This is a genomic window from Agrobacterium tumefaciens str. B6 (genome assembly GCF_001541315.1).
Lineage (GTDB): Bacteria > Pseudomonadota > Alphaproteobacteria > Rhizobiales > Rhizobiaceae > Agrobacterium > Agrobacterium radiobacter.
This window is the reverse complement of sequence record NZ_LMVK01000001.1, coordinates 13,247-36,916: the sequence shown is the minus strand read 5'-3', so window position 1 is coordinate 36,916 and position 23,670 is coordinate 13,247. Positions and strand designations below refer to the sequence as shown.

22 protein-coding genes are annotated in these 23,670 nt (G+C 60.5%); 15 read left to right on the top strand and 7 right to left on the bottom strand.

Annotated features, from left to right (window positions below; translation table 11 throughout):
* Window positions 1–10: 10 nt before the first annotated feature.
* Window positions 11–334, top strand: a complete 324-nt coding sequence (locus ASB65_RS00170) for a YbaB/EbfC family nucleoid-associated protein (RefSeq protein ID WP_003507179.1) — start codon at window positions 11–13, stop codon at window positions 332–334.
* A gap of 66 nt (window positions 335–400) precedes the next feature.
* On the opposite strand, the gene ASB65_RS00165 is transcribed toward ASB65_RS00170, so the two are convergent.
* Window positions 401–1,036, bottom strand: coding sequence for an MOSC domain-containing protein (locus ASB65_RS00165; RefSeq protein WP_060722715.1), 636 nt, complete (start codon window positions 1,034–1,036; stop codon window positions 401–403).
* A gap of 37 nt (window positions 1,037–1,073) precedes the next feature.
* Between ASB65_RS00165 and recR the strand changes: the two genes are divergently transcribed.
* Window positions 1,074–1,679 carry a recombination mediator RecR gene (gene recR, locus ASB65_RS00160; RefSeq protein ID WP_003507177.1) on the top strand — a complete coding sequence of 202 codons (606 nt, stop codon included), beginning with the start codon at window positions 1,074–1,076 and terminating at the stop codon, window positions 1,677–1,679.
* A 38-nt stretch (window positions 1,680–1,717) separates the two neighbouring features.
* Complete coding sequence (locus tag ASB65_RS00155; RefSeq protein ID WP_060722714.1) at window positions 1,718–2,983, top strand: lytic murein transglycosylase; 1,266 nt, start codon at window positions 1,718–1,720, stop codon at window positions 2,981–2,983.
* A gap of 159 nt (window positions 2,984–3,142) precedes the next feature.
* Here the strand turns inward: ASB65_RS00155 and ASB65_RS00150 are convergent, their stop codons facing one another.
* Complete coding sequence (locus ASB65_RS00150; RefSeq protein WP_060722713.1) at window positions 3,143–4,771, bottom strand: MFS transporter; 1,629 nt, start codon at window positions 4,769–4,771, stop codon at window positions 3,143–3,145.
* Window positions 4,772–5,058: 287 nt separating this feature from the next.
* Between ASB65_RS00150 and rimP the strand changes: the two genes are divergently transcribed.
* From rimP to ASB65_RS00105, 9 genes are all read left to right on the top strand, one after another.
* Window positions 5,059–5,655: a ribosome maturation factor RimP gene (rimP, locus tag ASB65_RS00145; RefSeq protein WP_003507173.1), complete on the top strand. Its 597-nt coding sequence runs from the start codon at window positions 5,059–5,061 to the stop codon at window positions 5,653–5,655.
* 64 nt (window positions 5,656–5,719) lie between these two features.
* Window positions 5,720–7,336: a transcription termination factor NusA gene (gene nusA, locus ASB65_RS00140; protein WP_060722712.1), complete on the top strand. Its 1,617-nt coding sequence runs from the start codon at window positions 5,720–5,722 to the stop codon at window positions 7,334–7,336.
* Window positions 7,333–8,034, top strand: coding sequence for an RNA-binding protein (locus ASB65_RS00135; protein ID WP_003507171.1), 702 nt, complete (start codon window positions 7,333–7,335; stop codon window positions 8,032–8,034). The genes nusA and ASB65_RS00135 overlap by 4 nt, the downstream gene beginning before the upstream one ends.
* A gap of 102 nt (window positions 8,035–8,136) precedes the next feature.
* Window positions 8,137–10,884 (top strand): translation initiation factor IF-2, encoded by a 2,748-nt coding sequence (infB, locus tag ASB65_RS00130; RefSeq protein WP_060722711.1) that lies wholly within the window; start codon window positions 8,137–8,139, stop codon window positions 10,882–10,884.
* 75 nt (window positions 10,885–10,959) lie between these two features.
* Entirely contained in the window at window positions 10,960–11,376 is a 417-nt protein-coding gene (gene rbfA, locus ASB65_RS00125) for a 30S ribosome-binding factor RbfA (protein WP_003507167.1), read from the top strand.
* A gap of 3 nt (window positions 11,377–11,379) precedes the next feature.
* The gene (truB, locus tag ASB65_RS00120) at window positions 11,380–12,327 is read left to right on the top strand and encodes a tRNA pseudouridine(55) synthase TruB (protein WP_003507165.1); all 948 of its coding nucleotides are present in this window, start codon (window positions 11,380–11,382) and stop codon (window positions 12,325–12,327) included.
* Between the two features lie 163 nt (window positions 12,328–12,490).
* The gene (gene rpsO, locus ASB65_RS00115; RefSeq protein WP_003492949.1) at window positions 12,491–12,760 is read left to right on the top strand and encodes a 30S ribosomal protein S15; all 270 of its coding nucleotides are present in this window, start codon (window positions 12,491–12,493) and stop codon (window positions 12,758–12,760) included.
* A 279-nt stretch (window positions 12,761–13,039) separates the two neighbouring features.
* Window positions 13,040–15,187: a polyribonucleotide nucleotidyltransferase gene (gene pnp / locus ASB65_RS00110; RefSeq protein ID WP_003507162.1), complete on the top strand. Its 2,148-nt coding sequence runs from the start codon at window positions 13,040–13,042 to the stop codon at window positions 15,185–15,187.
* A gap of 75 nt (window positions 15,188–15,262) precedes the next feature.
* Window positions 15,263–16,279 carry a class I SAM-dependent methyltransferase gene (locus ASB65_RS00105; RefSeq protein WP_020812795.1) on the top strand — a complete coding sequence of 339 codons (1,017 nt, stop codon included), beginning with the start codon at window positions 15,263–15,265 and terminating at the stop codon, window positions 16,277–16,279.
* A 17-nt stretch (window positions 16,280–16,296) separates the two neighbouring features.
* On the opposite strand, the gene ASB65_RS00100 is transcribed toward ASB65_RS00105, so the two are convergent.
* Entirely contained in the window at window positions 16,297–17,241 is a 945-nt protein-coding gene (locus ASB65_RS00100) for an AEC family transporter (protein ID WP_060722710.1), read from the bottom strand.
* Between the two features lie 484 nt (window positions 17,242–17,725).
* Here ASB65_RS00100 and ASB65_RS00095 point away from each other — a divergent pair, with 484 nt between their 5' ends.
* Window positions 17,726–18,718, top strand: coding sequence for an adenosine kinase (locus ASB65_RS00095; protein WP_003507158.1), 993 nt, complete (start codon window positions 17,726–17,728; stop codon window positions 18,716–18,718).
* On the opposite strand, the gene ASB65_RS00090 is transcribed toward ASB65_RS00095, so the two are convergent.
* Window positions 18,711–19,250, bottom strand: a complete 540-nt coding sequence (locus tag ASB65_RS00090; protein WP_003507156.1) for an SH3 domain-containing protein — start codon at window positions 19,248–19,250, stop codon at window positions 18,711–18,713. The genes ASB65_RS00095 and ASB65_RS00090 overlap by 8 nt on opposite strands.
* A gap of 174 nt (window positions 19,251–19,424) precedes the next feature.
* Here ASB65_RS00090 and ASB65_RS00085 point away from each other — a divergent pair, with 174 nt between their 5' ends.
* Together ASB65_RS00085 and ASB65_RS00080 are read left to right on the top strand one after the other, a co-directional pair.
* Window positions 19,425–20,429 (top strand): 2-hydroxyacid dehydrogenase, encoded by a 1,005-nt coding sequence (locus tag ASB65_RS00085; protein WP_020812792.1) that lies wholly within the window; start codon window positions 19,425–19,427, stop codon window positions 20,427–20,429.
* A 45-nt stretch (window positions 20,430–20,474) separates the two neighbouring features.
* Window positions 20,475–21,164, top strand: coding sequence for a hypothetical protein (locus ASB65_RS00080; protein ID WP_060722709.1), 690 nt, complete (start codon window positions 20,475–20,477; stop codon window positions 21,162–21,164).
* A gap of 64 nt (window positions 21,165–21,228) precedes the next feature.
* Here the strand turns inward: ASB65_RS00080 and ASB65_RS00075 are convergent, their stop codons facing one another.
* The 3 genes from ASB65_RS00075 to recF are packed head-to-tail and all read right to left on the bottom strand — an operon-like array spanning window position 21,229 to window position 23,619.
* Window positions 21,229–21,705, bottom strand: coding sequence for a GNAT family N-acetyltransferase (locus tag ASB65_RS00075; RefSeq protein ID WP_060722708.1), 477 nt, complete (start codon window positions 21,703–21,705; stop codon window positions 21,229–21,231).
* A complete protein-coding gene (locus tag ASB65_RS00070; protein ID WP_060722707.1) occupies window positions 21,702–22,469 on the bottom strand; it encodes a molybdopterin-synthase adenylyltransferase MoeB in 768 nt (255 codons plus the stop codon). Before ASB65_RS00070 ends, ASB65_RS00075 begins: the two co-directional genes overlap by 4 nt.
* A gap of 22 nt (window positions 22,470–22,491) precedes the next feature.
* Window positions 22,492–23,619 carry a DNA replication/repair protein RecF gene (gene recF / locus ASB65_RS00065; RefSeq protein ID WP_060722706.1) on the bottom strand — a complete coding sequence of 376 codons (1,128 nt, stop codon included), beginning with the start codon at window positions 23,617–23,619 and terminating at the stop codon, window positions 22,492–22,494.
* Window positions 23,620–23,670 lie beyond the last annotated feature (51 nt).

Here is a 23,670-nt window from a genome sequence, read left to right as displayed (position 1 = left end):
AGATTGGCACATGCGTGACATCATGGGCATGATGGGCAAGGTCAAGGAAATGCAGTCCAAGATGGAGAAGGTGCAGGAAGAAATCGCCGCCCTCGAAGTCGAAGGCAGGGCCGGCGGCGGTCTGGTGACCGTCATTCTCAACGGCAAGGGCGAAATGCGCGGCCTGAAAATCGATCCTTCGCTGTTCAAGGAAGACGAGGTGGAAATCCTCGAGGACCTGATCGTGGCTGCCCATAAGGACGCCAAGGAAAAAGGCGAAGCGCAGGCACAGGAAAAGATGGCCGGCCTGACCGCGGGTCTGCCGCTGCCGCCCGGCATGAAATTCCCGTTCTGATATAATCAACCCGAAGAGGATGGCGACACGCATGGCGTGGTCGCCGTCCCTGTCTCGAGGCGAGATTCAGGCTTTCAGCATCGCACGGAACCGGCTTGCAAGCGGTGTTTCGAGATAGGTCCTGCGTTCGGCTGCGTCGAGCTGCATGGGGCGGAAGCGCTGCAGAATAGTTGGTATCGGCAGCTTCGTTCCCTGATAGGCTGCAAAGGCGATATCCTCCCCGGCAGCGAGCATTCCGCCCTTCAACACCCGGCAATAAAAACCCGGATGGCCTGCCTGCCGGAAGCGCGGTGCGAAATCGGGATCGCCGATCCGGGCCGACAGCGTGGCGCAGGGAATGCGGGCAGCGGTCACCTCCAGCAAGACTTCGCTTGCCGAGAACCTGTCACCCACATGGAGTTTCGCGCTGTCGACACCATCAAGCACGAGGTTCTCGCCGAAAAATCCGGGTTCGACCACGAAACCCAGAGCGCGGGACCAGAAGTCGAGATCAACGGAGCCCATCACGTAAATTGCCTGATCCGGCCCGCCGTGATGTTTGCGATTGCAGACGGCATCGCTGACGATACCTTCGGCATCCACCATGACCGGCCCGTTCACGGGATGCTTGAAGATGCCCGTCTTCGTCGTCTTTCCCGGCAGGCTTTTTGCCTCGCCCCGGCATACCGCCTGTATTTTCATGGCCTGCCCTTCGTGCTTCATGATTCCCGTTTCCCGTTTTATGCAGTAGAAAGCGCTCATGGCAAAACGAGTCACCGGTCCCGAAATTGAAAAACTCATCCAGCTTCTGGCAAAAGTGCCGGGGCTTGGGCCCCGCTCGGCGCGGCGGGCAGCGTTGCATCTCATTAAGAAGAAGGAGCAACTTCTCGGACCGCTAGGCCATGCCATGGGCGAGGCCTATGACAAGGTGAAGATCTGCTCCTGCTGCGGCAATGTCGATACCATCGATCCCTGCACCGTCTGCGCTGACGACCGGCGTGACCAGTCGGTCATCATCGTGGTGGAAGACGTGTCGGATCTCTGGGCGCTGGAGCGGACGGGCGCGATGAACACCGCCTACCACGTTCTCGGCGGCACGCTTTCGCCACTCGATGGCGTCGGGCCGGAGGACCTGAATATCAAGGGCCTGATCGACCGTGTCAGCGCGGGCGGCATTCGCGAGCTTATCATCGCCGTCAATGCGACGGTGGAGGGACAGGCAACCGCCCATTACATCACCGACCGCCTCTCCGGTCTCGACATCAAGATCACCCGGCTTGCGCATGGCGTGCCGGTGGGCGGTGAGCTCGATTATCTCGACGAGGGCACATTGACGGCGGCGCTTCGGGCGCGCACGACGATCTGAAGTCCCCCTCCCTCCCCGTCATTCAAAGAGGAGACCCAATGCGAAACCATTTTGCCCCGAAGGCACTGGCTGCACTTCTTTCCGTTTTTTCAGCAACGACAGCTCTAGCGCAGTCGGCACCGACAGGAGCAGCGGCAGCCCGATATGACGCTGAATTTAATGTCTGGCTGAAAAAGGAAATCTGGCCGGAGGCCCGCAAGGCCGGCATTTCGCAAAAGACGCTTGAAGCCACGCTCAATGGTCTCTCCATCAGCTGGAACCTGCCCGATCTCGTCATTCCCGGCCAGAAGCCGCCAAAGGAGCAGAGCCAGAGCCAGGCGGAATTTTCCTCACCCGGCGCCTATTTCTCCGAAAAGCGGCTGCAGGGGCTGGCCAGCACCGGCCGTTCGCTTGCAGCCACCCATGCGGCGACGCTGCGCAGAATCGAGGCGAAATACGGTGTGCCGGGTGATATCGTCGTTGCGATCTGGGGTCGCGAATCCGGGTTCGGCCGAGCAAAACTGCCGCATTCCGTGGTCGATGTACTCGCCACAAAAGCCTATATGTCGACCCGCAAGGAGATGTTCCGCGCCGAGCTGATCGATGCGCTGAAGATCGTCGAAAGCGGCGATATCGCGGCCTCGCGCATGATGGGTTCCTGGGCCGGCGCCCTCGGCCAGCCGCAATTCATGCCGTCGAGCTATCTCAAATATGCCGTGGATTTCGATGGCGACGGCCACCGCGATATCTGGAACTCAGTGCCGGATGCGCTGGCATCCATAGCAAACTATCTTTCCCAGCGCGGCTGGCAGCGCAATCGTGACTGGGGTTTTGAAGTCTCTATCCCCGCCAATGTCTCCTGCGCGCAGGAGGGCCCTGATCTTGCCCGGCCGGTGGCCGACTGGGCGAATATGGGCATTACCCGCATTTCCGGAAAAGCCTTTCCAGCCAACGACCTATCCGCCGACGGCATGATGCTGGTGCCGGCCGGGCGGCACGGGCCGGAATTTGTGGTGACGCCGAATTTTTACGTCATCAAGGAATATAACAATTCCGATCTCTACGCGCTCTTCATCGGCAATCTCGCCGACCGCATCACCCATGGAGCAGGACCGTTCAAGGGTGAATGGGGCAATGTCGGGTCGATGTTGCGCTCCGACGTTCTCGCCATGCAAAAGGCGCTGGTCGCCAAGGGTTATGATGTCGGCAAGGCCGATGGGCTGGCAGGCTTCAAGACGCGCCGCTCGCTCGGCGACTGGCAGGCGAAGAACGGGCTCGCTCCGACCTGCTTTCCCGATGCGACGCTGAAGGCGAAGCTGAAATAGCAGGTTGCTGGCGAAGCACAAACCTCTCCTCCGTCATGCTCGGGCCTTTCCCGAGCATCTGCAACTGATTGATTTGACGATACGTATCCTCGGGACAGGCCCGAGGATGACGGCACGTGGGGGGTAAAAGCCGCCACCACTCTCCCAGCGCATCGTCTTTCAGTGCTGATCGGTATGCGGCTTGTGAAAGATATCGTCGGTCGGCGGGATGGTCTGCCGCTCGATCATCCGGTGTACCCGCGGCCGCGTCTTGCCCCGGTGAAGCTCAAGCAGCCGGTCCCAGGCTTCCGCATCCGCCTGGGTGCGGCGGTGGTTGTGGCGGACATATTCCACCCATGTCGGCACATGGTAGCTTTCCGTCCAGATGTCGGGGTTTTCGAGATCGCGCATCAGGTTCCAGTTGCGCGCGCCGTCGCGCAGGCGGATACGGCGGCGCTCGGCCATCAGCGGCAGGAATTCGCCGAGGTCCTCGTCATGGATTTCATAATCGATGAGAATGGCGATGGGGCCGCTGCGCGGCTTGATGTCCAGTCTCAGCGGCGGTTCCACGAAACGGTTGAGCGGATCGAGATTGAGCGAGGCGAAGGCCGGCATTGCGAGTTTGAGGCCGACGACGACGCCGAGCAGCATCAGCACGCAGGAACAGAGAAGCGAATAGGAAATGCCGTAGTCTTCCGCCAACTCACCCCACAGCCAGCTGCCGACCGCAATGCCGCCGAAGGTCAGCGTCTGGTAAAGCGACAGTGCCCGACCCACCACCCAGCGCGGCGTGGAAAGCTGGACGATGGTGTTGAAGAGCGACAGCGCCAGAACCCAGCAGGCGCCAGCAACCGTCAGGACAAGCGAGGTGATGATCGCGCTCGTGCTCACCGCCGTCACGCCGGAGCTGAAAGCGAAGCCTAAAAAGGCGACGCGCACGATCCATTCGCTGGACAGGACCTCACGCAGTCTCGCACTGACCAGCGCGCCGGCTATCGCGCCGACACCGAATGCGCCGAGCATGACGCCGTAGGTCAGCGGACCGCCCTCGACCAGATCGCGAGCGACGATGGGCATCAGCGCCAGGATGGCGCTGGCGGAAAGGCCGAAGAGGAAACCGCGCACCAACACCTTGCCGATATTGGGCGACATCGCCACATAACGCATGCCGGCCGAAATGGCGGCCAGAAGCTGCTCGCGCGGCAATGTCGAGGCATATTTGGGCGGCTGCCAGCGAAACAGGGCGTAGATCAGGGTGAAATAGCTCAGCGCATTCACGAAAAACGCAGCGGCAGCACCGGCGGCGGCGACGATGATACCACCGATGGCCGGGCCGACGCTGCGGGTGATGTTGAAGCCGACGCTGTTCAGCGTCACGGCGGCGGGTAAATCCTCGCGCGGCACCATTTCGCCGACCGATGCCTGCCAGGACGGATTGTTGAGCGCCGTGCCGCAGCCGATCATGAAGGTGAAGAAGAGCAGAAGCCAGGGCGTGAGCCAGCCGGACCAGGCAAAAACCGTGAGCAGCACAGAGGCCGTCAGCATCAGCAGCTGCGCCGAAATCATGATGCGGCGGCGGTCGAAACTATCGGCCAGCGCGCCTGAAATCAGCGAGAACAGCATGATCGGCAAAGAGGTGGAGGCCTGCACCAGAGCGATCATGTTTTCCGAACTTGAGAGCGACGTCATCATCCATGCGGCGCCCACCGCCTGGATCAGTCCGCCGAAATTCGAGGCAAGGCTCGCGACCCAGATTCGTCTGTAAGTCAAATGCCTTAAAGGCGCGAGTGGCGATTTACGGTCAGGCACGCTCTGTCCACTTGATGCAACTGCGATTTGTCAAACGGCAACTATAGACAGTGCCGGTAATCATGCCAGCCTTTCCGACAAGGTAAGGGTGAAAATGTGGCGAAGGCAGTGGCCGAAGCGGAGGAGCCCGCTAAAACCTTGCAATCCTGCCCCGATGGGTCTATATGACCCCTGAAATTCTTGATCGCTTGATGAAGAGTGGGGCCGCAAGGCTCCGCTCTTTTTCGTTAGGCGAACCGGAAACCACGGGCAGAAAGCCCGGTGAAAATCAAAGACCGGAAGGCCAGATGGCAGACACCGCACAAGAACCGCGACTGATTACCGAAACAGGCATCGACCAGCGCATTGCCGAGATCATCGAGCCTGTTCTGACGGGCATGGGCTATCTTCTGGTGCGCGTGCGGCTCTCCAACCAGAACGGCATGACGCTGCAGGTGATGGCCGAGCGCGAAGACGGAACCATGACCGTTCAGGACTGCGAAGCCATTTCGATGGCGATTTCACCGGTTCTTGATGTGGAAGATCCGGTCGATAAAGCGTATCATCTCGAAGTTTCCTCGCCCGGCATCGACCGGCCGATGGTTCGCAAATCGGATTTCACCCGCTGGCAGGGCCATCTGGTGAAGGTCGAAACCTCCATTCTGGTCGAGAACCGCAAGCGGTTTCGCGGCAAGATCGTTGAGGTTAATGCTGACGGCTTCAAGCTGGAACGCGACCAGATCGCCTATGGCGAAGAGCCGACAGTCATCATTCCGTTCAGCGCGCTTTCCGATGCGAAGCTCATTCTGACGGACGACCTTATTCGTGATGCGCTGCGGGCAGACAAGGCCGCCAAGGCCGCCGCCGCAAACCAGAACGACGAAAACGAAGCAGACGAAGACTAATTCCAACGTAAAGCCCGAAAAAACGGGCGATCAACGCAATTATGCGACTTACGGAGATAGAAAAATGGCAGTGAGTGCTAACCGGCTTGAGCTTCTGCAGATCGCCGATGCTGTGGCGCGCGAAAAGGTCATCGACCGCGAAATCGTGCTTGCCGCAATGGCCGACGCTATCCAGAAAGCCGCCCGCTCGCGCTATGGTTCGGAAACCAACATTCGCGCCGACATCAACTCCAAGACCGGCGAAATTCGCCTGCAGCGTCTTCTCGAAGTTGTCGAAGCGGCCGAGGACTATTCGACCCAGATCCCGCTTGAGTTGGCCCGCGACCGCAACCCGGACGCCAAGCTCGGCGACTTCATCGCCGACCCACTGCCGCCGATGGATTTTGGCCGTATCGCCGCCCAGTCCGCCAAGCAGGTGATTGTGCAGAAGGTGCGCGAAGCCGAGCGTGACCGCCAGTATGACGAATTCAAGGACCGTATCGGCGAAATCGTCAACGGCACCGTCAAGCGCGTCGAATATGGCAATGTCATCGTCGATCTCGGCCGTGGCGAAGGCATCATCCGTCGTGACGAGATGATCCCGCGTGAAAACATGCGTTACGGCGATCGCGTGCGCGCTTACGTCTACGACGTTCGCCGCGAACAGCGCGGCCCGCAGATTTTCCTGTCGCGTACCCATCCGCAGTTCATGGTGAAGCTGTTCACCATGGAAGTTCCTGAGATCTACGACGGCATCATCCAGATCAAGTCGGTTGCCCGTGACCCCGGTTCGCGCGCCAAGATCGCCGTCATTTCGAACGACTCGTCGATCGATCCCGTCGGCGCCTGCGTCGGTATGCGCGGTTCGCGCGTTCAGGCCGTCGTCGGCGAACTCCAGGGCGAAAAGATCGACATCATTCCGTGGAGCCAGGAGCCGGCATCCTTCATCGTCAACGCCCTGCAGCCGGCAGAAGTCGCCAAGGTCGTTCTGGATGAAGAGTCCGAGCGCATCGAAGTGGTTGTTCCGGATGAGCAGCTGTCGCTCGCCATCGGCCGCCGTGGCCAGAACGTGCGTCTGGCATCGCAGCTGACAGGCTGGGATATCGACATCATGACCGAGCAGGAAGAATCCGAGCGCCGTCAGAAGGAATTCAACGAGCGTACGGCCCTCTTCATGGAAGCCCTCGATGTCGACGAAATGGTCGGTCAGGTTCTGGCTTCGGAAGGCTTCGCGCAGGTTGAAGAACTGGCCTATGTCGATCTCGACGAAATTTCGTCGATCGACGGCTTCGACGAAGACACCGCCGATGAAATCCAGACCCGCGCCCGCGAATATCTGGAGCGCCTGGAAGCCGAAATGGACGCCAAGCGCAAGGAACTCGGCGTTTCCGACGAGTTGCGCCAGATCGACGGCCTGACCTCGCAGATGATGGTCGCCCTCGGTGAAGAAGGCATCAAGACCATCGAGGACTTTGCCGGCTGTGCCGCAGACGACCTGGTCGGCTGGAGCGAGCGCAAGGACGGCGAGACGAAGAAGTTCGAAGGCATCTTCTCCAAGCTCGACGCTTCGCGCGTCGAAGCCGAGAACATGGTGGTGCAGGCCCGCCTTCTGGCAGGCTGGATCACCGCCGAAGAGCTCGCTTCTGAAGAGGAAGCCGATGCGGAAGCTGCCGAGGAGGCGGATACCGCCGAACAGGAATGACATCGCAGGCGCATGAGCCGGACGAGCTGCCCGAAACGGATGACGACGGGCGGCTCAAAGGCGACGTCAATGGACGTATGTGCATTGTGACACGGCAAAGCGGATCGCCGGATGAGCTGATCCGCTTCGTCGCAGGCCCGGACGGCAGCGTCGTGCCGGATCTGAAACGCCAATTGCCGGGGCGCGGTTGCTGGGTAACACCCGAGCGCGCCCTGATCGAGAAGGCCATCGCGAAGAAGCTCTTCGCGCGGGCGCTCAAACGTGACGTCAAGGCCGGACCCGAGCTTCTTGCTATTCTCGACCGGCTGATGGCGCAGCATGTGGCTGGTATGATGAACATGGCGCGCAAGGCGGGCCAGTTCATCAGTGGCGCGACGAAGGTCGATGCCGCCGTCCGGTCCGGGAACGCGATCGCCGTATTCCACGCGACCGATGCTGCGGCCGATGGCGTGAGAAAACTGGACCAGGCCCGCAAGGCCTGGGCGCTCGGCAGCGATGCCGGCAATGAAATTCCGTCCTTCCGGCTCTTTAGCGAAGCCGAAATGGACGAGTTGATGGGCCAGAATGCTTTTATCCATGCCTGCGCGCTTGCAGGGCAGGCGGGTGAAGGTGTAGTGAAGCGCGCAACGATGCTTGAGCAGTACCGCCTTGGCGGTCGATCTCAGGCGGAACGCGACGCTGCCCGGACAGAACAATGACGCGGTTGCCCGACATGAACGGTCGCCGCGTTCCGATGCAGCAATTGAACGACGAGACCTGATGAACGTCATCCGGTTCTCGTCCGAAGGAACGGGAACGGAATGACCGACAACAACGACGACAAGACACTCAATGCGCCGGCCAAGAAGACTCTTACCCTGAAACCGGGCGGGATGAATCAGGGCACCGTGCGGCAGGACATGGGTCGAGGTCGCACAAACGCGGTTGTCGTGGAAACACGCAAGCGCCGCCCCCTGCGCCCCGAAGACGAGAAGCCGGTTCAGCCTGTTGCGGCAGCACCAAGGCCGGTGGTAGCAGCCCCTGCGCCTTCGGCACCGCGTCCGCAGGCTCCCCAGCAGCGTATTCACCAGCCAGGCGGCCAGCAGCAGCGTCCGGGCTCTTCCCAGTCGCAGCAGCGTCCAGGCTCGTCCGCACCCCAGCAGCGCCAGCCTGACCGACCGCGCGGCAATGTTCTGCACGACCTTTCAGCAGGCGAGATGGAAGCCCGTCGCCGCGCGCTGATGGAAGCGCAGGCTCGTGACGTGGTGGAAGCCAAGCAGCGCGCGGAAGATGAAGCGCGCCGCAAGGTCGAGGAAGAACAGCGCATCGCAGCCGAAAAGGAAGAGGCGGCACGCCGCGCCGTCGAAGAGGCAGCGGCTGCAAAGGTGGCCGCAAGCCAGCCTGCCACTGAAGCAAAATCCGAACCGGCCGATGAAACGCCGGCTGCGGCCGCAGCACCTGCGCCACGAGCCGACGCCCGTCCTCAGCCTGCAGCCGCCGCTCCCCGTTCTGCTCCTACCACGCCTGACGCCGTCGCTCCGCGCGGACGTCGTACCGGTGGTGACGACGAGGACGATCGTAGTGCGCGCCGCGGTAGCAGCCTTCCGGCTCGCGGCAAGGTCGCGGCTCCGGTTCCGGCCAAGCCCGCTGCCCGCCTGAAGACGGAAGAAGAACGCCGTCGCGGCAAGCTGACCGTTACCTCGTCCAATCTGGATGAAGACGGAACGCCGCGTGGCCGCTCCATGGCATCCATGCGCCGCCGCCAGGAAAAATTCCGCCGCAGCCAGATGCAGGAAACCCGTGAAAAGGTCATGCGCGAAGTGATCCTGCCTGAGACCATTACCATTCAGGAACTGTCGCAGCGCATGTCCGAACGCGCCGTCGACGTCATCAAGTTCCTGATGAAGGAAGGCCAGATGATGAAGCCGGGCGACGTGATCGACGCCGATCTGGCGGAACTGATCGCGGTCGAATTCGGCCATACCGTCAAGCGCGTTTCCGAATCCGACGTTGAAGAAGGCATCTTCAACCAGGCCGACGACGCAGGCGAGATGGTTTCCCGTCCGCCGGTCGTGACGATCATGGGTCACGTCGACCACGGCAAGACCTCGCTGCTTGACGCCATTCGTCAGGCAAATGTTGTCGCTGGCGAAGCCGGTGGCATCACGCAGCATATCGGCGCCTATCAGGTCGAAAAGAACGGCCAGAAGATCACCTTCATCGATACCCCCGGCCACGCCGCCTTTACGGCCATGCGTGCCCGTGGCGCGCAGGCAACCGACATCGCCGTTCTGGTTGTCGCCGCTGACGACAGCGTGATGCCGCAGACGATCGAGTCGATCAACCATGCCAAGGCTGCCGGTGTTCCGATCGTCGTTGCGATCAACAAGATCGACAAGCACGAGGCAAACCCTGAAAAGGTGCGCCAGCAGCTGCTGCAGCACGAAGTTTTCGTGGAATCGATGGGTGGTGAAGTTCTTGACGTCGAAGTGTCGGCCAAGAACAAGCTCAATCTCGACAAGCTGCTCGAAGCGATCCTGCTTCAGGCGGAAATCCTCGATCTGAAGGCAGATCCAAGCCGCACCGCAGAAGGCACGGTCATCGAAGCCGAGCTGGACCGTGGACGCGGCGCCGTCGCCACGGTTCTCGTGCAGAAGGGTACGTTGAAGCCCGGCCAGATCATCGTTGCCGGCGACCAGTGGGGCCGCGTGCGCGCACTCGTCAACGACAAGGGCGAACACGTCAAGGAAGCCGGTCCGGCAATGCCGGTCGAGATTCTCGGCCTTTCCGGCACGCCTTCGGCCGGTGACCGTTTTGCGGTCGTCGAAAACGAAAGCCGCGCGAGAGAGATTTCCGAGTACCGCCAGCGTCTGGCCCGCGACAAGGCTGTCGCCCGTCAGACCGGCCAGCGCGGTTCGCTGGAACAGATGATGAGCCAGTTGCAGACTTCGGGATTGAAGGAATTCCCGCTGGTCATCAAGGCGGACGTGCAGGGTTCGGTCGAAGCCATTATCGCTTCGCTCGACAAGCTCGGCACAGACGAAGTCCGCGCTCGTGTCGTTCACTCTGGTGCTGGTGCCATCACGGAATCGGATATCTCGCTTGCCGAGGCATCGAACGCCGCGATCATCGGCTTCAACGTTCGCGCCAACGCACAGGCACGTACGGCGTCCGAACGCGCCGGTATAGAAATCCGCTACTACAACATCATCTACGATCTGGTGGATGACGTGAAGGCGGCGATGTCGGGTCTGCTTTCGCCGGAACGTCGCGAGACCTTCCTCGGCAATGCCGAAATTCTCGAGGTGTTCAACATCACCAAGGTCGGTAAGGTCGCAGGTTGCCGCGTCGTCGAGGGCAAGGTGGAACGTGGTGCGGGTGTGCGTCTGGTGCGCGACAACGTCGTTATCCACGAAGGCAAGCTCAAGACCCTCAAGCGCTTCAAGGACGAAGTCAACGAAGTGCCTGTTGGTCAGGAGTGCGGTATGGCATTCGAAAACTACGAAGACATCCGCGCCGGCGACACCATCGAGTGCTTCCGCGTCGAACACATCACGAGAACGCTCTAAGCGTTCTCGCCGCAAAACAGGAATTTACTGTCGGGCGCCGGCTTACCGGCGCTCGCTCCGTTTGAGGCATAACCAATGGCAAAAGCTACATCATCGGCCCCTTCGCAACGCATGCTGCGTGTTGGCGAACAGGTGCGCGCCGCCCTGACCCAGATTCTCCAGCGCGGTGAAGTCCGCGACGATCTGATCGAAGGCACCGTCATTTCCATTTCGGAAGTGCGCATGTCTCCCGATCTGAAGATCGCGACCGCCTATGTGACGCCGCTTGGCGTTGCCGATCACACCGACATCATCACGGCGCTCAACCGCCATGCCAAGTTCATGCGCGGCCGCCTCGGCCCGCAGCTGCGGCAGATGAAATACATGCCGGAACTGCGTTTCCGCGACGATACGAGTTTCGACAATTACCAGAAGATCGACGCCCTTCTGCGCTCGCCCGAAGTGCAGCGCGATCTTGGACCTTCAAACGAAAAAGACGACGAACAGAACTGAAGCATGTCCAAACCACGCAAACAGCAGAACCGCAAACCCAAGGGCCGCCCGATTTCCGGTTGGCTCATCCTCGACAAACCGCTCGATTTTGGCTCCACCGAGGCCGTTTCCAAGATCAAGTGGCTGTTCAATGCCCAGAAGGCGGGCCATGCCGGCACGCTCGATCCGTTGGCCTCCGGCATGCTGCCGATCGCGCTCGGCGACGCCACCAAAACCGTGCCTTACGTCATGGACGGTCGGAAAATCTACGAATTTACCGTCACCTGGGGTGAGCAGCGCACGACCGACGATCTGGAAGGCGAGGTGCTCGATTCCTCCGAGCAGCGCCCGGACGAACAGGCGATCCGCGATATTCTGCCCAACTATACCGGGGTGATCCTGCAGACGCCGCCGCAATTTTCGGCCATCAAGATCGCTGGCGAGCGCGCCTATGATCTGGCGCGCGAAGGCGAAACGGTGGAAATTCCCGCACGCGAGGTCGAAATCCATCGCCTGACGCTGCTTGCCTGCCCGGACGCCAATACGGCCCATTTCGAAGTGGAATGCGGCAAGGGCACCTATGTGCGGGCGCTGGCACGCGATATGGGCCGTGATCTCGGCTGTTTCGGCCATATTTCGGAACTGCGCCGCACCATGGTCGCCCCCTTCGGCGAGGACATGATGGTGCCGCTCGAAACCCTGACGGCACTGGAGGCCGTGGAGGACCGCGACGAACGGCTGGAGGCGCTGGACGCCTTCCTGATCGATACGGCCGAAGCGCTTTCCGCCCTTCCCCGCCTCATCATCAACGACGATCAGGCGCACCGGCTGAAGATGGGCAACCCAATCCTGCTTCGTGGGCGTGATGCACCGGCCAACCATCCGGAAGCCTATGCCACCGCACATGGCAAGCTTGTCGCTATCGGCGAGATCGGTGAAGGCGAGTTTCGGCCGAAGCGGGTTTTCGGCTGAGCCGGGCAGCGCGGGCGGGAATCAATCGCCTCTTTCCATTGCACCCGGAATAGTTTATAGGCAGCGCCAGCTTGGGCTTTGCCTATGCTGCTGAATGGCCTGAGCTGGACGACATCCCGGCTCAAGGCGTCCCATTTTTCCTTAAAACAGAAAGGATCGTCCGATGTCGATTACTGCAGAGCGCAAAGCCGCCCTCATCAAGGAATATGCCACGAAGGAAGGCGACACCGGTTCTCCGGAAGTTCAGGTCGCTATCCTGACCGAGCGGATCAACAACCTGACCGGTCACTTCAAGGACCACAAGAAGGACAACCACTCCCGTCGTGGCCTTCTGACGCTGGTTTCGAGCCGTCGTTCGCTTCTCGACTATCTGAAGAAGAAGGACGAAGCCCGTTACAGCAAGCTGATCGGTGCTCTCGGCATTCGCCGCTAATAACTTCTCCGGCGGGTTTCGCAACGATGCCCGCCGGTTTTTATATCCGGCCTTTCAAAGGCTATATGAATTTCCGGGCGTTTGCCGCAGATGTGGCCCCCGGACGATAAGGTAGACCCGGATGGGCCGGTGTCGCCTTTTCAACCGCAGACCTGTCATGGGGCAGGATTGCCGGATGCTTGCTTGTCGAAAGCCTCCCGCTGTCTTGCCCGTGATTGAGTCACCGCGTTGCCACCGCCGGCACGATGCTGGAGCGGCAGCCACAACCAAGGACAAGATATGTTCAATCAACACTCCGTGGAAATCGAATGGGCAGGCCGCCCGCTGAAGCTCGAGACCGGCAAGGTTGCCCGTCAGGCTGACGGCGCCGTCATCGCAACCTACGGCGAGACGATGGTTCTCGCGACAGTGGTTTCCGCAAAGTCTCCGAAGCCCGGCCAGGACTTCTTCCCGCTGACCGTCAACTACCAAGAAAAGACCTACGCGGCCGGCAAGATCCCCGGCGGCTACTTCAAGCGCGAAGGCCGTCCGAGCGAAAACGAAACTCTCGTTTCCCGCCTGATCGACCGTCCGATCCGCCCGCTCTTCCCGGAAGGCTACAAGAACGACACGCAGGTCGTCGTCACGGTTATCCAGCATGATCTGGAAAACAACCCGGACGTTCTGTCGATGGTTGCGGCTTCCGCAGCGCTTACGCTCTCTGGCATTCCCTTCATGGGCCCGGTTGGCGGCGCGCGCGTTGGCTACATCAACGGTGAGTATGTTCTTAACCCGCATCTGGACGAAATGGACGAGTCTGTTCTCGACCTCGTCGTTGCCGGTACGCAGGACGCTGTTTTGATGGTTGAGTCCGAGGCCAAGGAACTCAACGAAGAAATCATGCTCGGCGCCGTCATGTTCGGTCATCGCGGCTTCCAGCCGGTTATCGACGCGATCATCAAGCTCGCCGAAGTTGCCGCCAAGGAACCACGCGAATTCGAACCGGAAGACTTCTCCGCGCTCGAAAACGAAATGCTGGCGCTCGCCGAAGCCGAACTGCGCGACGCCTACAAGATCACTGAAAAGGCTGCCCGTTACGCCGCCGTCGACGCCGTGAAGGCGAAGGTCAAGGCGCACTTCCTGCCGGAAGAAGGCGAAGCCAAGTACTCGCCGGAAGAAATCGGCGCCGTCTTCAAGCACCTTCAGGCGAAGATCGTTCGCTGGAACGTTCTCGACACCAAGAGCCGCATCGACGGCCGCGACCTGTCGACCGTTCGTCCGATCGTTTCGGAAGTCGGCCTGCTGCCGCGCACCCACGGTTCGGCGCTGTTCACCCGCGGTGAAACCCAGGCGATCGTCGTTGCGACGCTCGGCACCGGCGAAGACGAACAGTATGTCGATAGCCTTACCGGCATGTACAAGGAACGCTTCCTGCTGCATTACAACTTCCCGCCCTACTCGGTCGGTGAAACAGGTCGCATGGGCTCCCCGGGCCGTCGCGAAATCGGTCACGGCAAGCTCGCATGGCGCGCTATCCGTCCGATGCTGCCGACTGCGGAACAGTTCCCCTATACGCTGCGCGTCGTTTCCGAAATCACCGAGTCCAACGGCTCCTCGTCGATGGCAACGGTCTGCGGCACCTCGCTTGCACTGATGGACGCCGGCGTTCCGCTGGCAAAGCCGGTTGCCGGTATCGCCATGGGCCTGATCCTCGAAGGCGAGCGCTTTGCGGTCCTCTCCGACATCCTGGGTGACGAAGATCACCTCGGCGACATGGACTTCAAGGTCGCCGGTACTGCCGACGGCATCACCTCGCTGCAGATGGACATCAAGATCGCCGGTATCACCGAAGAGATCATGAAGATCGCTCTGGAGCAGGCACAGGGTGGCCGCAAGCACATCCTCGGCGAAATGGCGAACGCCATCACCGAAAGCCGCGGCCAGCTCGGCGAATTCGCACCGCGCATCGAAGTGATGAACATTCCGGTCGACAAGATCCGTGAAGTCATCGGTTCCGGCGGCAAGGTCATTCGCGAAATCGTCGAAAAGACCGGCGCGAAGATCAACATCGAAGACGACGGCACCGTCAAGATCGCCTCCTCGTCCGGCAAGGAAATCGAAGCGGCCCGCAAGTGGATCCACTCGATCGTTGCGGAACCGGAAGTCGGCCAGATCTACGAAGGTACTGTTGTCAAGACCGCTGACTTCGGCGCTTTCGTCAACTTCTTCGGCGCCCGTGACGGCCTCGTTCACATCTCGCAGCTCGCTTCAGAGCGTGTCGCCAAGACCTCCGACGTCGTCAAGGAAGGCGACAAGGTCTGGGTCAAGCTGATGGGCTTCGACGAGCGTGGCAAGGTTCGCCTGTCCATGAAGGTTGTCGATCAGGCCACCGGCCAGGAAATCGCTGCCGACAAGAAGAAAGAAGACGGCGAAGCCGCTGCCGAGTAAGGCAGCGCCGCCAGACCCTATCGAGGCGCGGGTTTTGCCCGCGCCTTTTTTCTATTCTACCTTGAGGATGCTCCCATGAGCCGTGACGCTGTGAAAACCCTTTTCCACCCCTTTGCCTCGGAAATGCTTCCTATGCCGAAAGAGGGCGAGCGTGTTCTGTTTCTGGGAGCTGAGGCCGGTCCGCGCCTTGATGGTTTCGACGCCGAGATCGTCGCGGTTCAACATCTCCGGCCGCTCTACCGGGCCTTGCAGGCTCAGGGCGCAGAAGTCACCCCGGATGTTTCGGGCGAGGACTACGATGCGGCGCTTTTGCTGTGCGGCAAGCACCGTGGCGAAAACGAAAACCGCGTCGCCGAAGCACTTTCGCGCGTGAAGGCCGGCGGCCTGATCGTCGCGGCCGGATCGAAGGAAGACGGTATCGTGACACTGCGCAAGACGCTGGCGAAGCTTGGCATCGAGGCGGAATCGACACCGAAATATCACGGCGTCGCCCTCTGGTTCAAACGTCCGGACGATATTGCATCTGCCGTGTCGAAACTCGCCCAGAAACCGGCGACGGTGGAAGGCCGTTTCACCGCCCTGCCCGGCATGTTCTCGCATGACCGCGTGGATGATGGCTCAGAACTGCTCGCATCGCGCCTACCGACCGATTTTGACGGCAACGCCGCCGATTTCGGCGCGGGCTGGGGTTATCTCTCCGTCATGCTGGCCGAGAAATCGCCGCGCACGGCCCGTATCGATCTGTTTGAAGCAGACTGGAACGCGCTGGAATTTGCAAAGACCAATCTTCTCGAAAACAATCCGCGACTGACGGCGCGCTTCTTCTGGCAGGATCTGGCAAACGAGCCGCCGAAGGAAAAATACGACCTCATCATCATGAACCCGCCTTTCCATGCGGCGGGACAGGCAGCAGAACCTGCCCTCGGTCAGGCCTTCATCAAGGCCGCCGCCGGCGCACTGCGCAGCGGCGGCAAGCTGCTGATGGTCGCCAATCGCGGCATGCCCTATGAGCCGGTGCTCGCGGCTGAATTCCGCACCAGCACTGAAGTGTGCCGCAACGCCCGCTTCAAGATTCTGAGCGCCCAGAAGTAATCAACGCAGCAGAATAATCAGCTCAACAGCCATGCCCACAGCGACACGGAAAGAACACCGGTCGCTGTGGAAATGCTGATGGTGGAGGCGGCAACGCTGTGGCCGATGCCGAACCGGTTGGCGATAAGCCAGGCATTCACCCCCGTGGGCACCGAGGAGGTGAGCACGAGCGCCGCAGTCCATTCCCGGCTGAGACCGAGCGCATGACCCATTGCCCACACACAGGCGGGCAGAAGCAGCAGTTTGAACACCGTCATGGTGACGGCAATGCCCATATTGCCTCGGATGGTATATTTCGTCAGCGCCATGCCGAGTGAAATAAGCGCCGCCGGGCCCGCCATAGACGCAATCTGATCAACCACGGTTTTCAGAATGGGCGTCAACGCTACGCCGGAAACATTGGTCGAAAGCCCGATGACAAGGCCGATCACCAGCGGATTGGTGACGAGATTGCGGCCCACTTGCTTGAACACCGCAGCCATGCTGCGCTTTTCGCCGCCGACCGCCTTATGGGTGGCATTTTCCATCAGGATCGTTCCGGCGATCATCATCACAGGCAGATGGATGGCGAGCAGGATGGAGAGAGCGACCAGCCCCTCATCCCCCACGGACCGCCCAACCAGCGGCAGGCCGATGAAGATATTGTTCGCAAAGGCCGAGGAAATGCCGGCAATGACGGCGATGCGGACATCCTGCTTGAAGACATAACGGGTGACGATATGCCCAACCGTCCAGGTGACGGCTACGCCGGCGAAATAGGTGATCCACAGTCGGAAAGGCGAAGCACCGTGAAAATTCGCTTCGGCAAGCGTGCGGAAGATCAAGGTCGGCACGGCAATCTTGAACACGAAGTCGCTGAGGATATCGCCGGCATCGGCCCTGAACAGACCGGCCTTGACGGTGAGCCAACCGATCAGGATGAGAATGAAAATCGGGGCGACATTCGCGGCAACGGCAGACATGGAGGGAAAGCTTTCGCGGCTTTTGCGGGGAGATACTCCGCTTTAGAGCCTTTTCAGCGGGAATGGAATCACGAATACGCTTTCGCTCCGCGTTTTCGTCCGATGAGGTATGCCGTGAAGGGGAAGAACGCGTGGTGAGGCGCTTGGGCGGAAACGCCCTTAGTGGCCACGTGGTGCCATGGGCCGGCGTTCTCCAAAAAGCAAAAGCGGGGTCACCCCCGCCTTTTATGTCCGTTATATACCGCCAGTACATCCGTGGCGGAGATAACGGTGGAGCCAGAAGACCATCATGTCTTCCATTCCGGTACGCGTTCACACACCTTTTGCTCTGGTAGAAGGAATAGCTTAACCACATTACAGGCAGATGACGCGTTTTCGCCCCGTCCCGAGAACCGCATATTTTCTCTTTGGGCTTTTCTTGCCGCGAGAAATGTTTAAGACCTTTCGAAAAATATGCACACCCCGTGCGAAACGGATAGGGCCTATGACGAAATTCGACGTACTGACTGTCGGCAATGCCATCGTCGACATTATCTCCCGCTGCGATGATCGCTTTCTCAACGACAATGCCATTACCAAAGGTGCGATGAACCTCATCGACGCGGAACGCGCCGAGCTGCTTTATTCGCTTATGGGGCCGGCTCTTGAAGCCTCCGGCGGCAGCGCTGGCAACACGGCAGCAGGCGTAGCGAATTTCGGCGGTAAGGCCGCCTATTTCGGCAAGGTGGCGGAAGACCAGCTCGGAGAAATCTTCCAGCACGATATCCGCGCCCAGGGTGTCTATTTCGAAACGAAACCGGAAGGCACCTTCCCGCCGACCGCCCGCTCCATGATCTTCGTGACGGAAGACGGCGAGCGCTCGATGAACACCTATCTCGGCGCCTGCGTCGATCTCGGTCCGGAAGATGTGGAAGATGATGTGGTGGCGGATACGAAAGTCACCTACTTCGAGGGTTACCTGTGGGATCCGCCGCGCGCCAAGGACGCCATCCGCGAATGCGCCCGCATTGCCCATGAAAACGGCCGCGAAGTCTCCATGACGCTTTCCGACAGCTTCTGCGTCGGCCGCTACCGCGAAGAGTTTCTCGACCTGATGCGCTCCGGCACGGTGGACATCGTTTTCGCCAACAAGCAGGAAGCGCTGTCGCTCTACGAAACCGACGATTTCGAACTGGCGCTGACCAAAATCGCGGCCGACTGCAAGATCGCGGCGGTGACGATGAGCGAGGAAGGCGCCGTCATCCTGCGCGGCACGGAGCGTGTGAAGGTAGAAGCCTATCCGGTGCATGACGTGGTCGACACGACGGGTGCCGGCGATCTTTTCGCCGCCGGTTTCCTTTTCGGTTATACGCAGGACCGGTCGCTCGAAGATTGCGGCAAGCTCGGCTGCCTTGCGGCTGCCGCCGTCATTCAACAGATCGGCCCGCGCCCCATGTCATCGTTGAAGGCGCTTGGCGAAAAACACGGCCTTATTTAAAGGCTTCGCCCGGGTAAGCACCCCAGATTTCGCCCTGCGAAACCCAGCCCGAGGCCTGACCGGCCTCGGCGCGGCACCAGTCGCCATTGCATTCGCCGATCCTGAAGACGACGCCCGGCTCAAGCCGTGCAACAACGGAAGCGCCCGACTGCGCTTCGCGGCGCATGTTCACAAAGACTTCCTTGCCCTTGCCACGCATCCACGGAGCCGCAACGGCCGTGCGCTCACCTGACAGCAGGGCCTGATTGACCCAGCCTTCCGTGCCGTCGGCATCGCGGATACGCCGCCAGTTTTCATATTCCTGGATGATTTCGACGGGCATTCCCGATTTCAAATACATCCATGACACGGCATAATCCGTGCTCGGGCCGATGCGCATATTGACGCGCTTTGATTTCAGGCTGACAAAACGCGGCAGCGGCAGACCGCTTGCGCCTTTTGCGGCACCCTGCGCCATGGCTTCGCCGGCCGCACCGAGAAGGCCCAGAGACAATGCAATGCAAACGATAGAAACCACACTGCGTATGCCCATTTCCGTTTCCCGCCTTCTGCAAACCGGATGATATTTAAGGAGGCTCGTTTCCACATGCCTCAAGCTTCAGCGAGTTTTATTTGTCTTCGCCGGTGGGTCTGGTAGAAACGCCCTGATTGAAAGAAATTATCGCTCTTTCTGGTTAATGACTTCTGAACAAGGCAGCGGCAAACGATGACCCACAAGAAGAGACCGACAGTCTATATCACCCGCAAATTGCCAGACGTCGTCGAAACCAGAATGCGCGAACTCTTCGATGCCGAGCTGAATATCGATGATACGCCGCGCAGCGAAGCGGAGCTTGTCGCCGCCATGCAGCGAGTGGATGTGCTGGTGCCGACCGTCACTGACCGCATCACCGCCGCGATGATCGATCAGGCGGGGCCGCAGCTGAAGCTGATCGCCAGCTTTTCCAACGGTATCGACCATGTGGATGTGGATGCCGCAGCCCGCAAGGGCATTACAGTCACCAACACACCCAATGTGCTGACCGAAGACAGCGCCGATATCACCATGGCGCTGGTACTGGCCGTGCCGCGCCGCATGATCGAGGGCACACGCGTGCTCGCCAATGGCGCAGATGAATGGCTTGGCTGGTCACCGACTTGGATGCTGGGGCGGCGTATTTCCGGCAAGCGCATCGGCATTGTTGGCATGGGACGCATCGGAACGGCGGTTGCGCGGCGGGCAAAGGCATTCGGTCTTTCCATTCATTATCATAATCGCAAGCGCGTCAATCCGGCCACCGAGGCGGAGCTTGAGGCGACCTATTGGGACAGCCTCGACCAGATGCTGGCGCGGGTGGATATCGTTTCCGTCAATTGCCCCTCGACGCCTGCAACCTATCATCTGATCTCGGCGCGGCGGCTCGCGCTGATGCAGCCGACCAGCTACATCGTCAATACTGCGCGCGGCGATATCATCGATGAGGCGGCGATGATCCAGTGCCTGCGCGAAGGCAAGATCGCCGGCGCCGGTCTTGACGTCTATGAGAACGAGCCTGCGGTGAACCCCAAGCTCATCAAGCTCGCCAAGGAAGGTAAGGTCGTGCTGCTTCCGCACATGGGTTCCGCGACGATCGAAGGCCGCATCGAAATGGGCGACAAGGTCATCATCAACATCCGCACGCTGTTCGACGGCCATCGTCCCCCGAACCGGGTGCTGCCGGGGCGGAACTGAGCCGGCCCAGGCCACCGTCGTTCGATCATAGGGAGGGAAAGTTCAATGGGTATCCAGACGAAGTTCTTAACGTTGATCTCCATCCTGCTCATGCTGGTCGGCGGTTCGGCCCAGGCCGCTTCGCCCTCCCCTGAAGAGACTGCGGAACTCTATTATCGCGCCTGGCTGAATTTTGATCGCGCCAGCATGTCTCGTTTGAACAAGGAATGGGGATCCTCGGGTAGCAGCCCGCGCTACACGGATATGGAACTGGTTGCAGACCCGGTCGCCTGGCAACGCAAAAACAGAGGCATGCATTCACCCAAGGGGACAACGAAAGAACAATCGGAGCAATTCGCAAAGCTCTGGGTGGCGAGCACGGAGCGGGTGCGTTGCAAGGCGGAACCCGCACGTATCGGTGCAAAAACGCCCACGGGTGTTGTTGTGGCGCGGATCAAGATGAACTGCTCTCTGCCGGATGTCGCGCCGGCCTTCCAGCGGCTGAAGGCTGGTGCAAATGCGGACGAGATCGGCGACAGAACGCGCATGCCGTCCGCAAGACTGATGAATCAGATGGTGGAAGCGACAAAGGCGGCTCCTCTCACCCACAAGGTCAGCACGGAAATCCAGCTCTTCAGCGGGCAGGGGAAAGCTGTGTGGCGGGGCGGATCGGCAGAAAACCAGTCGCAGACCGGCATTGACCGCGTCTCCTCGGTATTTCTCTCCCAGATGGTGCAATCCGGCCTTTTGCAATAGGCTCTGTAATCGGCCAAGGAAGATAACTCCGGACTTTACGCAGCCGGATCGGCTGAAGACGATTTCAACCGAGGACCTTGGTCATCTCGATCGAGGTCGTGCGATCGTAACCGGCATGGGCGTTTTCAGCAGTCTTGACGAAACCCCAGGCGGCGAATCTGGCGTGATTGGTGATCAGCTCGATGCGGGTTTCCAGCCGCAGCGCCGGCAGCGCCAATTCGCGCGCCAACGCTTCGGACCTCTGCAGCAGCATCTTGCCTATGCCCTTTCCCTGCGCCTGGGGTGAGACGCACAGCTTTCCGACGTAAAGACAGGCGGGTGGCTCCGGCCGGCAGAACAGGCAGCCCAACAGTTCGCCTTCGTCCACCGCAACGAAAGCAATTTCCGCCCTCGCCTTTTCGGAGAGATTATCCAGCGTCAGGCGATGGGCCGAGGACGGTGGATCGATGACGCCGTCCATATAGGCGAAGGACGACATGATGATCGCCAGCAATTCCTGCCAGCGATCGAAGTCCTCTCCGATCTCGATAATCTCGGTCATGATTTCCCTCCCGTTGCCCGTCGCCTGTATCGCACGGTTTCGAAACGGGCCGACAGGGCATCATAAAGGAGCAGGCGGCCAATCAGCGGTTCGCCGGCACCGGTGATCACCTTGATCGCCTCCATGGCCATAAGCGTGCCGATAACCCCGGTCAGCGCGCCGACGATACCTGTTTCCGCGCAATTGGGAATAAGCCCCTGCGGAGGCGGCTCCGGAAACAGGTCACGATAGCCGGGCAGCAGAATGCCCTCGGCATTTGTCTCGTAGGGTTTCAACACCGTCACCGAGCCGTCAAAACGGCCGACAGCACCCGTTACCAGCGGTCTCCTGGCAGCCTCCGCCGCATCGGCGGCGGTATAACGCGTATCGAAATTGTCCGAGCCGTCGATAAGGAGATCGAAGGGTTGCAGATGGTCATGCGCCCAGACCTGCGAAAAGCGTTCCTCATAAACAAGAGTACGGACATACGGGTTGAGACGGGCGATGGCCTTGCGGGCACTTTCCGTTTTCAGCTCCCCAATCGTGCCAGTATCGTGGATCACCTGTCGCTGGAGGTTGGAGAGGGAAACCACATCGTCATCGATCATGCCGAGCGTGCCGACACCGGCGGCGGCAAGATAATGAAGCACGGGCGCACCAAGACCGCCCGCTCCGATCACCAGTACGCGCGCCGCCTTCAGCCGCTGCTGTCCGGCGCCGCCGATTTCCGGCAGCAGGATGTGACGCTTGTAGCGTTCGATTTCTTCCGGGCTCAGCGGGTCCATGTCGCACTCCATCTCTCTGCCGTCACGCCGTGATGCTCCCGTGGGAGACATTGAAGAACTGCGCCCGCTCACCAAGGGCCGAGAACATGGCCGCATCCGTTCCCGTCATGACGCTCTGGCCGCCAAGCGCGTGGATGAGATCGAACAGCGCCGCCCGCCTGCCCTCATCCAGATGGGCGGCGATCTCGTCCAGCAGCAGGACCGGCGCATGGCCGGTCATATTGGCGGTGAGCTGCGCCTGGGCAAGCACCAGCCCCCCCAGCAGCGCCTTCTGTTCCCCGGTTGAACAGCGTTCGGCCTCCATGTCCTTTTCCGCATGACGCCCGAAGAGATCGACGCGGTGCGGCCCATCCAGCGTACGGCCGGCAGCGGCGTCGCGATACCGGCCATCGCGCAACATAAGCCTGTATTCATCCTCCAGATCGACGGCAGGGCGGTTGAGCCCATCGTCCATGAAACCGGAGAGCGAGAGCGCTGCCGACGGGAAAGCGGCATTGCCCGCCCGCCCTTCGATCAGGCTCTTCAGAAGGCCGAGCATCTCATAACGGGCAACGGCCATGGATATGCCGAGTTCGGCCATCTGCTTTTCGATACCGTCCAGCCAGACCGGATCAAAGCGGCCTTCCGAAAGCAGGCGGTTGCGGCCGCGCATGGCCTTTTCAAAATCGCTTGCCCGCCGTCCATGAGCTGGATCGAGCGACAGCACCAGCCGGTCGAGGAAACGCCGGCGATCCGATGATGAGCCGGTAAAGAGGCCATCCATGGCGGGCGTCAGCCACAGCACCCGCAGATGGTCGGTCAATTCGTCGACGGATTTGACGGGCGTGCCATTTAGTCTCAGGCGACGCGACACCACCTCTCCGTCACCTTCGATCCCGGTGCCGATGGCGACTTCGCCATCCATGCCTTCGACATCGGCAAAAATCGAGAAACCGGCAGCCTCCGCCCCCACCCGTGTTACGTCGGATAAAGTGGCCCGGCGCAGGCCTCTTCCGGGTGAGAGAAAGGAGACAGCCTCAAGCAGATTGGTCTTGCCGGAACCATTGTCGCCCGTCAGCACCACATGGCGGTCATCGAGCGTGAGCGCAGCCGCCGCATAATTGCGGAAGTCCGTGAGTTTCAGCCGTAAAAGCGACACCTTGTTCGTCATCTTTACGGCCTAAAACGAACATGTCCGGATAGCAAGGTGGGGAATGCCTCT